This is a genomic window from Roseovarius salinarum (genome assembly GCF_002834145.1).
Lineage (GTDB): Bacteria > Pseudomonadota > Alphaproteobacteria > Rhodobacterales > Rhodobacteraceae > Roseovarius > Roseovarius salinarum.
Window position 1 is genome coordinate 26,547 of sequence record NZ_PHNT01000013.1, and the last position, 14,831, is coordinate 41,377.

General features: G+C 68.0%; 12 protein-coding genes. 11 read left to right on the top strand and 1 reads right to left on the bottom strand.

Features of this window, described 5'->3' with window-relative positions; genetic code table 11:
- Positions 1 to 39: 39 nt before the first annotated feature.
- From CEF10_RS12155 to CEF10_RS12175, 5 genes are all read left to right on the top strand, one after another.
- Positions 40 to 966 carry a branched-chain amino acid ABC transporter permease gene (locus CEF10_RS12155; RefSeq protein WP_101068443.1) on the top strand — a complete coding sequence of 309 codons (927 nt, stop codon included), beginning with the start codon at positions 40 to 42 and terminating at the stop codon, positions 964 to 966.
- On the top strand, positions 963 to 1,907 hold the full coding sequence (locus tag CEF10_RS12160; RefSeq protein WP_101068444.1) for a branched-chain amino acid ABC transporter permease: 945 nt from the start codon (positions 963 to 965) through the stop codon (positions 1,905 to 1,907). Before CEF10_RS12155 ends, CEF10_RS12160 begins: the two co-directional genes overlap by 4 nt.
- Entirely contained in the window at positions 1,904 to 2,620 is a 717-nt protein-coding gene (locus tag CEF10_RS12165) for an ABC transporter ATP-binding protein (RefSeq protein WP_101068445.1), read from the top strand. The genes CEF10_RS12160 and CEF10_RS12165 overlap by 4 nt, the downstream gene beginning before the upstream one ends.
- A complete protein-coding gene (locus CEF10_RS12170; protein WP_101068446.1) occupies positions 2,613 to 3,308 on the top strand; it encodes an ABC transporter ATP-binding protein in 696 nt (231 codons plus the stop codon). The genes CEF10_RS12165 and CEF10_RS12170 overlap by 8 nt, the downstream gene beginning before the upstream one ends.
- A 172-nt stretch (positions 3,309 to 3,480) precedes the next feature.
- Positions 3,481 to 4,524, top strand: a complete 1,044-nt coding sequence (locus CEF10_RS12175) for an NAD-dependent epimerase/dehydratase family protein (protein ID WP_101068499.1) — start codon at positions 3,481 to 3,483, stop codon at positions 4,522 to 4,524.
- On the opposite strand, the gene CEF10_RS12180 is transcribed toward CEF10_RS12175, so the two are convergent.
- Positions 4,466 to 5,410: a hydrogen peroxide-inducible genes activator gene (locus CEF10_RS12180; protein WP_101068447.1), complete on the bottom strand. Its 945-nt coding sequence runs from the start codon at positions 5,408 to 5,410 to the stop codon at positions 4,466 to 4,468. The two genes, CEF10_RS12175 and CEF10_RS12180, sit on opposite strands and share 59 nt — an antisense overlap.
- Positions 5,411 to 5,589: 179 nt before the next feature.
- Here CEF10_RS12180 and katG point away from each other — a divergent pair, with 179 nt between their 5' ends.
- From katG to proX, 6 genes are all read left to right on the top strand, one after another.
- A complete protein-coding gene (katG, locus tag CEF10_RS12185) occupies positions 5,590 to 7,767 on the top strand; it encodes a catalase/peroxidase HPI (RefSeq protein WP_101068448.1) in 2,178 nt (725 codons plus the stop codon).
- Between the two features lie 161 nt (positions 7,768 to 7,928).
- The gene (locus CEF10_RS12190; RefSeq protein ID WP_101068449.1) at positions 7,929 to 8,882 is read left to right on the top strand and encodes a TAXI family TRAP transporter solute-binding subunit; all 954 of its coding nucleotides are present in this window, start codon (positions 7,929 to 7,931) and stop codon (positions 8,880 to 8,882) included.
- Positions 8,879 to 10,675 (top strand): TRAP transporter permease, encoded by a 1,797-nt coding sequence (locus CEF10_RS12195; protein ID WP_232796489.1) that lies wholly within the window; start codon positions 8,879 to 8,881, stop codon positions 10,673 to 10,675. Before CEF10_RS12190 ends, CEF10_RS12195 begins: the two co-directional genes overlap by 4 nt.
- Positions 10,676 to 11,316: 641 nt before the next feature.
- Positions 11,317 to 12,549: a quaternary amine ABC transporter ATP-binding protein gene (locus CEF10_RS12200; RefSeq protein ID WP_101068450.1), complete on the top strand. Its 1,233-nt coding sequence runs from the start codon at positions 11,317 to 11,319 to the stop codon at positions 12,547 to 12,549.
- 14 nt (positions 12,550 to 12,563) lie between these two features.
- Positions 12,564 to 13,502 carry an ABC transporter permease gene (locus CEF10_RS12205; protein WP_101068451.1) on the top strand — a complete coding sequence of 313 codons (939 nt, stop codon included), beginning with the start codon at positions 12,564 to 12,566 and terminating at the stop codon, positions 13,500 to 13,502.
- A gap of 104 nt (positions 13,503 to 13,606) precedes the next feature.
- Positions 13,607 to 14,656: a glycine betaine/L-proline ABC transporter substrate-binding protein ProX gene (gene proX, locus CEF10_RS12210; protein ID WP_101068452.1), complete on the top strand. Its 1,050-nt coding sequence runs from the start codon at positions 13,607 to 13,609 to the stop codon at positions 14,654 to 14,656.
- Positions 14,657 to 14,831: the final 175 nt, after the last annotated feature.

Here is a 14,831-nt window from a genome sequence, read left to right on the forward strand (position 1 = left end):
TTGCCTCGGGCCGCCGGGCGGGGCATTGGTGCCGCTGACATGGAAATTGGCCCCTATTTCCTTCTCGCCACGCTGGAGGGCGCGGTCACGGCGGCGGTGCTGGCGCTGACGGCCGTCGGGCTGAGCCTTGTGTTCGGCGTGATGCGGGTGGTCAACATCGCGCACGGCGAGTTCTTCATGCTGGGCGCGGTGATCGCGTGGTGGGTGGCGCAGGCGGTGGGCGGCCACCCGGCGCTGGGCTTCGCTGCCGCGCTGGTGATCGCGCCGCTGATCGTGGGCGGGCTGGCCGCGGCGGCCGACATGACCATCCTCAAGCGGCTCGACTACGACCCCGAGCGCACGATCGTCGCCACCATCGGGCTGCTCTACGTGATCCAGCAGGTCACGCTGATGACCTACGGCCCCGAGGCCCGGCCCGTCGAGGCACCGTTCGGCACGCGTTTGGCGATCCCGTGGATCGAGCACGCCGAAGGTGGCTGGCGCCTGTACTGGCCCTGGGGGCTGAGCACCACGAGCTACAAGCTCGCGGTCATGGCGGCGGCCGCGGCCGTGCTGCTGGGCGTCTGGGCACTGATGGCACGCACGCGCATCGGGCTGGTGATGCGCGCCACCCAGATGGACCGCGGCATGGCGCTGGCCTTCGGCATCCCGGTCGAGCGCGTCTACGCGCTGGTCTTCGGCCTCGGCGCCGGTCTGGCCGCGCTGGCCGCCGTGCTGATCGTCCCCATCCGGCAGGCGCATTACCTGATGGGCGCCGACCCGCTGTTGCTGAGCTTCATCGTCGTCATCATCGGCGGGCTTGGCAGCCTGCCCGGCACGGTGGTGGCCGCGGTGCTGATCGGGCTGTCCGACGGCATCATCTCGGTCTTCTTCTCGCCCACGCTGGCCAAGATCATCGCCACCCTTCTGGTGGCGCTGGTGCTGGTCTTCCGCCCGCAGGGCCTGTTCGGGACGCGCGCGGCATGAGCGACGGGCGCAAGGTGCTGCTGCTGCACGGCGGCCTGCTGGCGGGGCTCTTCGCGCTGCATTTCGTGCTGCCCGCCTACCACCACGGCAACCTCGCGCGGATCATGGTCCTGGCCAGCTACGCCGTGGGCTACAACGTGCTGTTCGGCTACACCGGGTTGCTCAGCCTCGGCCACGCGCTGTTCTTCGCCGCCGGCATGTACGGCATGGCCCTGCCGCTGCACCACCTCGGCCTGCCCGCGGGCTGGGCGCTGCTGACCGGGCTGGGCGCCGGCGCGGGTCTGGCGGCGCTTCTCGCGCTTCTGGCACTGCGCACCACCGGGGTCGCCTTCCTGATCGTCACGCTGATGTTCGCGCAGGCCGGGCACCTGACGATCCTCTACTTCGGCGAGGTCACGCGCGGCGACGAGGGGTTCGTCATCGACGCCGCGCAGCGCGTGCTGTGGGGTATCGACCTGAGCGCACCGGACGCGCGCTACCTCGCCGCCCTCGCGCTGTTCGCGGCCAGCCTTCTGGCCTGCCTCGCGCTGGTGCGTGCGCCCTTCGGCAAGACGCTGATCGCCGTCCGCGAGAACGAGGAGCGCGTGCGCATGCTGGGTTACGACACCCATCTGCACAAATGGGGCGCGATGGTGATCTCGGGCGCGCTCTCGGCCGCCGCGGGCGCGGCCTACGGGCTGCTGTTCGGCTACGCGGGGGCGACCTTCGGATCGGTGCAGTACTCCATCTTGCCGCTGCTCTGGGTGCTTCTGGGCGGCGCGGGCACGGTGATCGGGCCGTTCATCGGCACGCTGTTCATGTTCTACCTGATCGACCTGTCATCGGACCTGACCACGGCCTACATGCTGGTGGCCGGCGTGGCGCTCATCGCGTTGACGCTCTTCGCGCCGCAGGGCCTTGCCGGCGAAGTGCGCCGGCGGCTGTGGAGGTGGCTGCCATGACCCTGCTGGAAACCCGGGGGCTGTCAAAGCATTTCGCCGGGCTTCAGGCCGTGGCGGGCGTGGACCTCGCGGTGACGGAGGGCGAGGTGCGTGCGCTCATAGGCCCCAACGGCGCGGGCAAGACAACGCTCGTGGGCATGATCTGCGGCCGCATCGCGCCCTCGGGCGGATCGGTTCGGTTCGACGGCCGCGACATCACCGCCCTGCCCGCGCACAGGCGCATCCGGCGGGGCATGGCCTATACCTTCCAGATCACCTCGGTCTTCGCGCGCCTGCCCGTGGCCGAGAACGTGGCGCTGGCCGCCCGCCGCCACCGGCGGGGCGCCGACGTCGACCTGGCGGTGCATGCGGCCCTGGACCGCGTCGGGCTTGGCGCGCACATCGACCGGGAGGCCGGTGACCTGAGCTACGGCCACCAGCGCCTGCTGGAACTGGCGATGGCGCTGGCGCAGGAACCACGCCTGCTGATCCTGGACGAACCCACACAGGGGCTGTCAGAGGCCGAGATCGCCGCGTTCAAGGCGCTGGTCCGCGAGCTGGCGGGCACCACCACGATCCTTCTGATCGAGCACAACATGAGCGTCGTGATGGAAACCGCCGACCGCGTGACGGTTCTGGACCTCGGCACCGTTCTGGCCGAGGGCACGCCGCGGGAGATCCACGGCAACGCCGCCGTTCAGGCGGCCTACCTCGGGACGGGCGCGGATGCTTGAGCTGGACGGGATTTCGGCCGGGTACGGGCGCGCGCAGGTGCTGCGCGAACTGTCCTTGACCGTCGAGACGGGCGAGATCCTGTGCCTTCTGGGCCGCAACGGCGCGGGAAAGACGACGACCATGCTGGCCACCATGGGCCTGCTGCCGCTGACGGCGGGCGCGGTGCGGCTCGACGGCCGGGAAATCAGCCGCCTGCCCGCCCACATGGTGCCGCGCGCGGGACTGGGGTACGTCCCGCAGGGGCGGCGGCTGTTCGCCGACCTGACCGTCGCGCAGAACCTCGAGATCGGGCTGCGCGCGCGCCGCAGCGGGCCGGAGACGCTGGAGGAGGTTCTCACGCTCTTTCCAAGGCTGCGCGACCGCTACCAACAGCGCGCGCAGACGCTCTCGGGCGGCGAACAGCAGATGCTGGCGACGGCCCGCGCGCTGTGCCTTCGGCCCAAGGCGCTGCTGCTCGACGAGCCAACGGAGGGTCTGCAACCCTCGATGATCGAGGCGATCCGCCGCGTGATCGTGCAGATGCGCGAAACCGGGGTCGCGGTCCTCATGGTCGAACAGCGCGTCGACGCGGTGCTGTCGGTGGCCGACCGCGTCACCTTCATCGAGAACGGGCAGGCACGCGAATCCCTGTCCGCCGAGGCATTGCGACGCGACCACGCGCTCGTGGAACGTTACGTCGGCGTATGACCGCCCGGACCCTTCACCCTGGGCCAAATACGCCCGCCGGAGACGTCCCGGCCGCGCCGTCCGCGCAGGCCGTCGGGCAGGGCACCGCCGGCGCGGCAAATGGCGATCTTTACATCGGCACCGCAACGGCGCGAAGAGGGACCGGGCCAACCGGGCAAGGAGGATGGAAGGCATGATCGAGGGAACCGTCCTGGTGACCGGGGGGGCCGGTTTCATGGGCATCAACCTGGTGCGGCACCTGCTGGACCGCGGCCACACCGTGCGCAGCTACGACATCGCGCCCTTCACCTACCCTGAGGCGGACCGCATCTCGGTGCTGCAGGCCGACATCCGCGACCGCGACGCCCACGCCGCGGCGTTCGACGGGGTGGACACGGTCGTCCACTGCGCCGCCGCCCTGCCGCTGAGCACGCCCGGGGAAATCCGGTCGACCAACGTCGACGGCACCCGCGCGCTGCTGGAAACCGCCGCGGCCGCGGGCGTGCGCCGCTTTGTGCACATCTCGACCACGGCGGTCTACGGCATTCCCGATCACCACCCGCTGGTCGAGGCGGACCCGATGCGCGGCGTGGGCCCCTACGGCGAATCGAAGGTCGCCGCCGAAGAGGTCTGCGCCGAATTCCGCGAATCGGGGCTGTGCGTGCCGGTGCTGCGGCCCAAGTCCTTCGTCGGACCCGAACGGCTGGGCGCCTTCGAGCTGCTTTATGATTTCGCCTACGACGGGCACAACTTCCCGGTGCTCGGGGCCGGCGACAACCGTTACCAGCTGCTCGACGTGGCCGACCTGAACCAGGCGGTGGAGCTGTGCGCGACCGGCGACGCCGAAGCGGTCAACGACACCTTCAACGTCGGCGCCGCACGCTTCGGGACGCTGCGCGAGAGCTTCCAGGCCGTGCTCGACCGCGCCGGCCACGGCAAGCGCGTGATCGGGCTGCCGGCGGCGCCCGCGATCTGGACCCTGCGCGCGCTGGAGGCGGTGGGGCTGTCGCCCCTCTACAAGTGGATCTACGAAACCGCCGGCAAGGACAGCTTCGTCTCCATCGACAAGATCACCGACCGACTTGGCTTCTCGCCGCGCTATTCCAACGAGGAGGCGCTGGTGCGCAACTACGACTGGTACGTCGCCAACCGCGACAGGATCTCGCAAGCCGCCGGTGTCACCCACCGGGTCCCGTGGAAGCGCGGGGCGCTGCGGCTTCTGCGGCTGGTGATGTAGCCGCGCCGGGATTGCCCAGGATCCGCGAAATCTGCCCAAGCTGATCCGAGAGCGGATTGGTCTTGCGCCAGACCATGCCCACGGTGCGGCTGGGGCGCGGCGCGGGCAGACGGGCGACAGACACCGGGGCCGACCCCGTCTCGACCGGCACGGCCATCTCGGGGATCAGCGTCACCCCGATGCCCGCGCCCACCATCTGCACCAGGGTTGAAAGCGAGCTGCCCTCCATCAGGTCGCGCGGCAGCGCCGAGGACATCCGGCAGTACGAGATCGCCTGGTCGCGGAAACAGTGCCCCTCTTCCAGCAGCAGAAGGCGCATCTCGCGCAACCGCTCGGGTGCCGGCACCGGCTGGTCGGCGTCCGCGTCAGCGCGCACCAGCACGAATTCCTCTTCGAAAACGGGCACTTCCTCAAGCGACGGCTCCGAGATGGGCAAGGCCACGATCGCCGCATCGAGGTGCCCCTCGAGCAGATCGTCGATCAGCCGGCGCGTCACCGCCTCGCGCGGACGCACGTCCAGGCCCGGGTAGCGCGCGGCCAGCGCCTTGACGAATCCGGGCAGAAGATAGGGCGCGATGGTCGGGATCACGCCCAGCCGCAGCCGGCCCACCAGCGGCCCTTCGGACGCGCGCGCCAGGTCGGCCAGCTCGTCAACGGACCGCAGGATCTCGCGCACGCGCAGGGCCACGGCCTCGCCCAGGCTGGTCAGGCGGACGTGGCGCGGCCCCCGTTCGACCAGCGGCGCGCCGAGTATGGATTCCAGTTCCTTTATCTGCACCGACAGTGCGGGCTGCGAAATCGCGCAGGCCTCCGCCGCGCGACCGAAATGCCCGTGCTGGGCGAGGGCCTCGAAATAGCGCAGATGCTTCATCGACAAGCTGTTCATAGGAAAATCGTATCGACATGATTAGAAAAATCAAATTCAAGTTATGGCGGGTCTCTGCTATTTAGTAAGCGGTTTCACCGGACCGCCTTTCGAAGGGCGGTCCGGCCGCATAAGTCCGGCGGTGCGGCATCCCGGGCGCATCGCCAGCGAATTCAACGAATCGACGATCGGAGAGCATCATGGACGGAAACGACATCACGACGACCGGCAAATGCCCCGTCATGCACGGCGGCAACACCGAGGTGGGCCGCTCCAACATGGACTGGTGGCCCAATGCGCTGAACCTCGACATCCTGCATCAGCATGACACCAAGACCGACCCGATGGGACCCGACTTCGACTACCGCGAGGAACTCAAGAAGCTTGACGTCGAAGCGCTCAAGAAGGACCTGACGGACCTGATGACCAACAGCCAGGAGTGGTGGCCGGCCGACTGGGGCCATTACGGCGGGCTGATGATCCGCATGGCCTGGCACGCGGCGGGCTCCTACCGCATCTCGGACGGCCGCGGCGGCGGCGGCACCGGCAACCAGCGCTTCGCGCCGATCAACTCGTGGCCGGACAACGGCAACCTCGACAAGGCACGCCGGCTGCTGTGGCCCATCAAGAAGAAGTACGGCAACCGGATCAGCTGGGCCGACCTGATCATCCTGGCCGGCAACGTCGCCTATGAATCCATGGGCTTCAGGACCTTCGGGTTCTCCTTCGGGCGCGAGGACATCTGGCACCCCGAGAAGGACACCTACTGGGGCGCCGAGAAGGAATGGCTGGCGCCGTCGGACGAGCGCTACGAGGACGTCGGGAACCCCGCCACCATGGAAAACCCGCTGGCGGCGGTGCAGATGGGCCTGATCTACGTCAACCCCGAGGGCGTGAACGGCGAGCCCGATCCGCTCAAGACCGGCGAGCAGGTGCGCGAAACCTTCGCGCGGATGGCGATGAACGACGAGGAAACCGTCGCGCTGACGGCCGGCGGCCACACCGTCGGCAAGACGCACGGCAACGGCGACGCCGCGAACGTCGGCCCCGAGCCGGAGGCGGCGGACGTCCATGAACAGGGCCTCGGCTGGATCAACCACACCACGCGCGGCGTCGGCCGCGACGCCGTGACCAGCGGGATCGAGGGGGCCTGGACGACCCACCCGACGCGCTGGGACCACGAATATTTCCACATGCTGCTCAACCACGAGTGGGAACTCAAGAAGAGCCCCGCCGGCGCGTGGCAGTGGGAACCCGTGGACATGAAGGAAGAGGACAAGCCCGTCGATCCCGAGGATCCGTCGATCCGCCGCAACCCCATCATGACCGACGCCGACATGGCGATGAAGATGGACCCGGCGTACCGCAAGATCTCGGAGCGCTTCCACGAAAATCCCGAAGAGCTCGACGAGGCCTTCGCGCGGGCGTGGTTCAAGCTCACCCACCGCGACATGGGCCCCAAGGCGCGCTATTTCGGCCCCGAGGTGCCCGAGGAGGACCTGATCTGGCAGGATCCGGTGCCCGCCGGCCCCGTCAACTACGACATCGGCGCCGTGAAGCGGCAGATCGCCGAAAGCGGCCTGTCGGTGGGTGACATGGTCGCCACCGCCTGGGACAGCGCCCGCACCTTCCGCCAGTCCGACATGCGCGGCGGCGCCAACGGCGCGCGGATCCGCCTGGCCCCGCAGAAGGACTGGGACGGCAACGAGCCCGAGCGCCTGAACCGCGTGCTGTCCGTGCTGGAGCCCATCGCCAGCGACGCCGGCGCCAGCATCGCCGACGTGATCGTGCTGGCCGGCAACACCGGGATCGAAAAGGCCGCCAAGGCCGCGGGGTTCGACGTCGACGTGCCCTTCGCGCCCGGCCGCGGCGACGCCACCGACGAGATGACCGACGCGGATTCCTTCGAACCCCTGGAGCCGGTGGCCGACGGCTTCCGCAACTGGCAGAAGAAGGACTACGTGGTGCAACCCGAGGAGCTGATGCTCGACCGCACGCAGCTTCTGGGCCTGACGGCGCCCGAGATGACCGTCCTGGTCGGCGGCATGCGCGTGCTGGGCACCAACCACGGCGGCACGAAGCACGGCGTCCTGACCGACACCGAAGGGACCCTGACGAACGATTTCTTCGTCAACCTGACCGACATGGCCTACAAGTGGGAGCCCGTCGGTGACGGCACCTACGAGATCCGCGACCGCGAGACGGACAAAACCAGGTGGACGGCCACCCGCGTCGACCTGGTGTTCGGCTCCAACTCGATCCTGCGGGCCTACGCCGAGGTCTACGCGCAGGACGACAGCCGCGAGAAGTTCGTGAACGATTTCGTGGCCGCCTGGACAAAGGTCATGAACGCCGACCGCTTCGACCTGGCTGCCTGAACGGCCGGACATCCCGCACGGCCCGCTCCGGGCCGTGCACGCATCGGGCGCGCCATTCGTGGCGCGCCCTTTCGTTTTCATACCCGCCGCAACGGCCAAGCGGCATTGACCTTCGCGCCGCAACCGCCATTATCGGGCGCGACAATCAGGGAGGCAGCATCATGAAATTCGTCAAATCCTTCACGGCGGCCGCGATCCTGGCCGCCGTCGCAGCACCCGCACAGGCCGAAACCCGCGTGACTTACAAGTCCGCGAAATCGACCTCGTCCTACTACCAGATGGGCGTGCAGATCGCCGAGACGCTGGAAGCGGTGTCCGACGGCGAAATCCTTGTCACCGTCGAGGAAAGCCAGGGCTCGGTTCAGAACGTCATGGAGGCCCGCGCGCGCGGCGGCGACTACGTCTTCACCACGCCGCCCGTCCTGGTGCGCCTCGCGCAGGGCGGCAAGGCGATGTTCGAGGGCAAGGGCGACCCGGCCTTCGACGAAATCCGCGCGCTCTTCCCGATCCCGTCGCTGACCATGCATTTCGTCATGGACGAGGATGCGAACGTGGACAGCTTCGAGGACATGGCCGGCAAGACCATCCTGCTGGGCAAGGGATCGTTCGGCGCGCGGGAGGGCCGCAAGTATCTGGAGATGTTCGGCGTGGCGGACAAGGTCGAGATCGCCGACGTGGAACTGTCGAACGCGGTGCCCGCCTTGAAGAACGGGCAGATCGACGGCTTCGTCACCGCCGGCAGCTATCCCGCGCCCAACGTGGTCGAGGCCGCCGCCTCGACCGGCGTCGACGTGCTGTCGATGACGGACGAACAGGTCGAGGAAACGGGCCGCACGCGGCTGGTGATCCCCGCCGGCACCTATTCCGGCCAGGAGGAGGACATCGTCACCACCTCGCTGCCGGTGGTGGCCTATACCACCACGCAGATGGACGGCGACACCGCCTACGCGATGACCAAGGCGTTCTGGGAAAACCGCGACAAGATGGCCGAGACCGCGCGCTGGTGGGCCGGCGTGAACGAGGGGTTGCTGGACAACATCACCGGCAAGATCCACCCGGGCGCCGTGCGGTATTATGAAGAGGCGGGCATCGCGCTCTCCGACGCGCAGAAGTGAAGGCGGCCGAGGCCGACGACCACACCGGGCTGACCCTGCCGGCCCGGGTGCTCTGGCTGGCCTTCGCGCTCGCCTCGGTGGGCTTCCACCTGGGGCTGGTGTTCTCGGGGCTGGTGCCCAACCTCGTCAGCCGGCCGTTGCACATGGTCCTCGTGCTGCCCTGGATCCTGATCTGGGGCCGCACCGGCGCCGCCCTGTGGAGCGGCGTCGCGCTGACCGCGCTGGGCGGTGGCGCGGCGCTCTGGGTGGCGGTCAGCCATGACGCGCTGGGCGACCAGTACGGCTTCCTCGAGGGGCCGTTCCAGGTTGGGGTGGCCGCCGTGCTGATCCTGACCGTTCTCGAAACCGCGCGCCGCGCGATCGGCTGGCCGCTGCCCACGATCGCGGCGCTCGCGCTGCTCTACGGGCTGTTCGGCCAGCATATCCCGGGCCGCTTCGGCCACTCGGGCGTGCCGCTGGAAAGCTACCTGGGCACGCTGACCATCGCCGAGGGCGGGTTGTGGGGCACGCTGACGGCAGTGTCGGTCGGGGTCGTTTCCATCTTCGTGATCTTCGGCGCGGTGCTCAACGCGGGCGAGGCCGGAGAGGGTTTCATGAACGTGGCCACCGCCGCCGCCGGGCGCCTCAAGGGCGGCGCGGCCAAGGTCTCGCTGGTGTCCTCCGCGTTGTTCGGGTCGATCTCGGGGTCGGCCTCGGCCAACGTCGCGTCGACCGGCGCGATCACGATGCCGGCGATGGCGCGGCTGGGATACCCCAAGCGGATCGCCGCGGCGGTGGAGGCCGTCGCCTCGTCGGGCGGGCAGATCATGCCGCCACTCATGGGCGCGGGGGCCTTCGTGATGGTCGAGCTGACCTCGACCCCGTACACCCAGATCATTGCCGCCGCCGCGCTGCCCGCGCTGCTGTATTTCGCGGCCGTCTGGATGGGCATAGACGGCTACGCCCGGCGGTTCGGGCTGCGCGGGCTGGACGCCGCCGACCGACCGGCGGGGCGCGACATCGCCGTGACCTCGGCCTTCTTCCTGGTGCCCTTCACCGTGCTGATGTGGGGCATGTTCGGGCTGGGCGTTACGCCGCAATACGCGGCCAGCCTTGCCATCTTCACCGGCGCGGCGCTGCTGCTGTTCGGCGCCGACTTGCGGCTCGACCCCCGACGCGCCGCACGCCGGGTGGAGCGCGCGCTGTTCACCGCCGCGCGGCAGGTGGCGCTGATCGGGTCGATCATCCTGTGCGCGGCGCTGGTGATCGGGGTGCTGGGCATCACCGGCCTCGGCGTCAAGCTGACGTCGCTGATCCTTTCGGCATCGAACGGGCTGCTGTGGCCCTCGCTTCTGCTGACCGCGCTGGCCTGCCTCGTTCTGGGGATGGAGGTGCCGACGACCGCCGCCTACGTGATCTGCGTGTCGGTCGCCGGCCCCGCGCTGATCGAACTGGGGATGGCACCGCTGCAGGCGCATCTGTTCGTCTTCTGGTACGCGCTGCTGTCCACCATCACGCCCCCGGTGTGCGGCGCGGTGTTCATCGCCGCCGGCATGATCGGCGAAAACTGGCTGCGCGTGGCGGGCACCGCGATGATCCTCGGGCTGGGGCTCTACCTGATTCCGCTGGGCATGGTCGTGTCGCCGGAAATCCTCGACCTGGCGGACGCGCCGGGCCGTGCGGCGTTGGCGGCCGCGAAGATCGCGGCCGGGCTCGGCCTGATCTCGTGGGGCCTGGTGGCCACACGGGGCGTGGCGTTACGAATCGGAGCCGCCTGCCTTGGCACGGCGATCATTTTCATCGGCATCGCATAGCGCGCCCGATCCCGCCCGGTTTGGTGGACACCCGTTCCAGGCTTTCGAGCGAGCGGACGGTGTTTTCCGGATGAGTTCGAACGACAGGCCGCGGAGCGCGTGGAGACCGGCAGGGTGTCCATCATGGATGTCGCGGCGGAATCGGGCGTCCATGAGACGCGGCCGCACGCACCGGGCCTCCGGGATGACTCCGGCGACAGTCTTTGCGTGAACTGAAAACTCGTCATCCTGTCCGTATCCGCACAACCCATGGACGTCGTGTTTCCCGGCGAACAGGCGCAACTGCGGCCGACGCGCCGGCCGTGACCACGCAGACATGCGCCCGCCTGCAGGGGTGTGGCCGGGCCTCCCGAACGTCTGGATACTGTCAATTCATTGTTTTTGAATGCTTTTCCGTCCTGCCTTCAAGCGCGCGATCTTGCGGCCTCCGGCCCGATCGGTGCGGCGGCCCTGCAAATCGGTGGCGGACTTGCGCCCGAACAGCTGCTGTGAAAGGGCGGCGATTCCGGTGGCCGTTGCGTCGAGAGAGGCGGGGACACGGCGGGCGACGGTTGAACTCGCCAACCATCATTGCCACGTGTCCCTTCAAGAGAAGCGCCGCATTGCACGGCAACCCGATCGTCGCGAAAGGGGGGCAGCGCATGACAGCGAAGATCGTGGCCGAGAACGTCTCAAAGGTATTCGGGGATGACCCCGAACAAGCCCTAGAGATGATGAAGGACGGCAGGACCAAGGACGAGATCCTGTCCGAAACCGGCATGACCGTCGGTGTGCAGGACGTCAACTTCTCCGTAGAACAAGGTGAGATATTCGTGGTGATGGGGCTGTCGGGGTCCGGCAAGTCGACGCTCGTGCGGATGCTCAACCGCCTGATAGATGCCAGCGACGGCAAGATCATGGTCGATGGCGAGGATCTGCTCGCGGCCAACGCCGAAAAGCTGCGTCAGTTGCGGCTCGAGAAACTCGCGATGGTGTTCCAGCACTTCGCGCTTTTCCCGCACAAGACGGTGGCCGAGAACGTCGAGTACGGCCTTAAGATCGCCGGGGTGCCGCAAGGAAAGCGGCGCGAGCGCGCACTCACCGCGCTCAAGCAGGTGGGTCTTGATGCCTGGGCGGACAGGAAGCCGTCGGCGCTGTCGGGGGGGATGCAACAGCGCGTCGGGCTGGCCCGCGGGCTGGCCGTGAACCCCGAGATCCTGCTGATGGACGAACCCTTTTCGGCGCTCGACCCGCTGATCCGGCGCGACATGCAGAACGAGCTGCTGGAACTCCAGCGGGAAATGAAGAAAACCATCGTGTTCATCACCCACGACCTGGACGAGGCGCTGGTCCTCGGCGACCGCATCGCGATCATGAAGGAGGGCCGTTTCGTGCAGGTCGGCACCGCCGAGGAAATCGTCGGCAACCCTGCCGATGACTACGTGGCCGCCTTCACGCAGGACGTGGACCGTGCGAAGGTTTTCGGCCTCGACAGCGTGATGGAAACGCCTCACGCGCTCAACCTGGCAACCGATACGGTTGGCGCGGCGCGGGACCGGCTGGAAGAACTGGGGCGCCATGCGCTGCACGTCGTGGACGGCGGAAAGCTTGCCGGGCTGGTGACGCACCGCGCACTGTCGGATGCCAGTATCGACGCGAACGCGAGGCTCGGCGATTACGTCCAGACAGACATCCCGACGGCCCGGCCCGACACCCTTCTTTACAAGGTCTACGACCAGTGCACGACGGGGCTGCCAATCGCCGTGGTTGACGAGAGCGAAACGCTCGTCGGGGCCGTCACGCCGGGGGCCGTCTTCAATACACTGGCCCATGAACAGGAAGAGCCGACGGATGACGGCGGCGCAGACAAGACGCCGCAATCCATGTCGGCCTGACCGGAGGCAACACCATGTGGCAACCGTCCGACGTATTCGAGCTACCGCTTGATTCCTGGGTCGAAACCGCGATCAAGGGGTGGCTCGTCCCGAATTTCCGCGAAGTCTTCCAGGCGATGCAGGTGCCGATCACCACGGTCCTCGAGCTGCTCGACATGGGGCTTCAGGCGATCCCGATGGCAATCTTCACCATCGTGCTGACCCTGATCGCCTGGGCCGTGGCCAGCCGGGGGCTGGCGGTATTCACGCTGATCAGCCTTGTCGTGGTTGACCTGATCGGCGTCTGGACCCAGACGATGACGACGCTGGCAATGATCCTGACCGCCGTCCTGTTCTGCGCGGTGGTCGGCGTGCCGCTGGGGATTGCGGCCGCACGCAGCGACCGCTTCGCCAACGGCATCCGTCCCGTGCTGGACATCATGCAGACGATCCCGCCATTCGTTTACCTTGTGCCGATCGTCATGCTGTTCGGCGTCGGGATGACGCCGGGGATCATCGCGACCATCATCTTTGCCCTGCCGCCGATCATCCGCCTGACCAACCTCGGCATCCGCTCGGTTCCCGAGGACCTGATCGAGGCGGCCTATGCCTTCGGCTCATCGCCGCGGCAAGTGTTGTGGGAGGTCCAGCTGCCACTGGCACTGCGAACCATCATGGCGGGTCTGAACCAGACATTGATGCTGGCGCTGTCGATGGCGGTGATCGCCGCCCTCATCGGGGCGGGTGGCCTTGGCCTGACGGTCTACACCGGGCTGGGCCGGCTCGACGTGGGCGCAGCCACCGAAGGCGGCCTTGGCATCGTGCTGCTGGCCATGATCCTCGACCGGATCACGCAGGCCCTGGGGAGCGAATCGGAACGCAAGACACCGGGACTTCTGGACACGCTCAGGTCGCTGTTCAGAACCAGGACGCCGGCAAACTCGTCCGCAAGCGGACAGCAGAGCGCGTCCTGACACCAGACCGCGGCCGCGCGCCTTGGCCGGCGCGGCCGCACCTACACCGCACGCCCCGCAATGCGGGGGAGCGGTTCACACGAGCGAAAGGGAGGTCTTTCGACATGATCAAGACGAAGACGATCCTGAAACTGACGGCAAGCGCGGCCACCGCCGCGATGGTGGCGATGCCCACCGCAGCGGCGGCCGAGGCGCACATGCCCGGCGACGGCACGCAAGTGCAGATGGCCCGCGCGACATGGGACACCGGCTGGTGGCAGGCCGAGGTCTACAGCCAGCTGCTGGAAAAACTGGGCTTCGAGGTGGCCCGCGTGACCACGCTGGACAACCCGCCCTTCTACCAGTCCGTCGCACAGGGCGACATGGACCTGTGGGTCAACGGCTGGTTCCCGCTGCACAACACCTATGAAGACGACTTCAGCGATGGCGCCGAGAAGATCGGCTATGTCGCCAAGGGCGGTGCGCTTCAGGGCTACCTGATCGACAAGAAGACCGCCGAGAAGCACGATATCAACACCGTCTCGGACATGACCGATGACGACATCCAGAAGCTGTTCGACTCGAACGGCGACGGCAAGGCCGATCTGGTCGCCTGCCCGCCGGGCTGGGGCTGCGAGACGGTGATCAGCCACCATTTCGAAGCCTACGGCTGGAATGACGACTTCAACGCGATCAAGGCAGGCTACTCTGCCTCGATGGCCGATGCCGTGGGCCGTTTCGAAGCCGGCGATCCGATCTTCTTCTACACCTGGACCCCGAACTGGACGGTCGGCGAACTGCCGCCGGGCGAGGACGTGGTCTGGCTGCAGATGGAGGAAACCAAGCTGCCTGAAGACCAGGCGCACCTCGCCGACGAGACCACGGTCGAGGGGCTTGAAGGTTGCCGCGGCGAACAGCCCTGCGATCTGGGCTGGCCGGCCAACGACATCCGGCCCGTCGCCAACTCGGACTTCCTGAGCGAGAACCCGGCAGCCGCCGAGCTGCTGCGCCAGGTTCGTATCCCGATCGGTGACATCTTCGACCAGAACGCGAAGATGAATGCCGGCGCCGACAGCCCCGAGGACCTCGAGCAACAGGCCAGCACCTGGATCGAGGAAAACCAGGGCAAGGTCGACAAGTGGCTGAAAGCCGCGCGCGAGGCAGCGTCCATGTAAGCGCCGCGCGCGCGTGGGCGTCATCCCGGCCTATCCGGGCTGACGCGCCTGCCGGCTGAAAGACGGGGCCGCGTACCGTGACCGAAAGGCCGGTGCGCGGCCTTTCTTGCGTGCGCCACGACCGCGTGCGCATCGGGAAACCGCGCGATTTCCGCGTCAGGGTCGTATCCGGAAC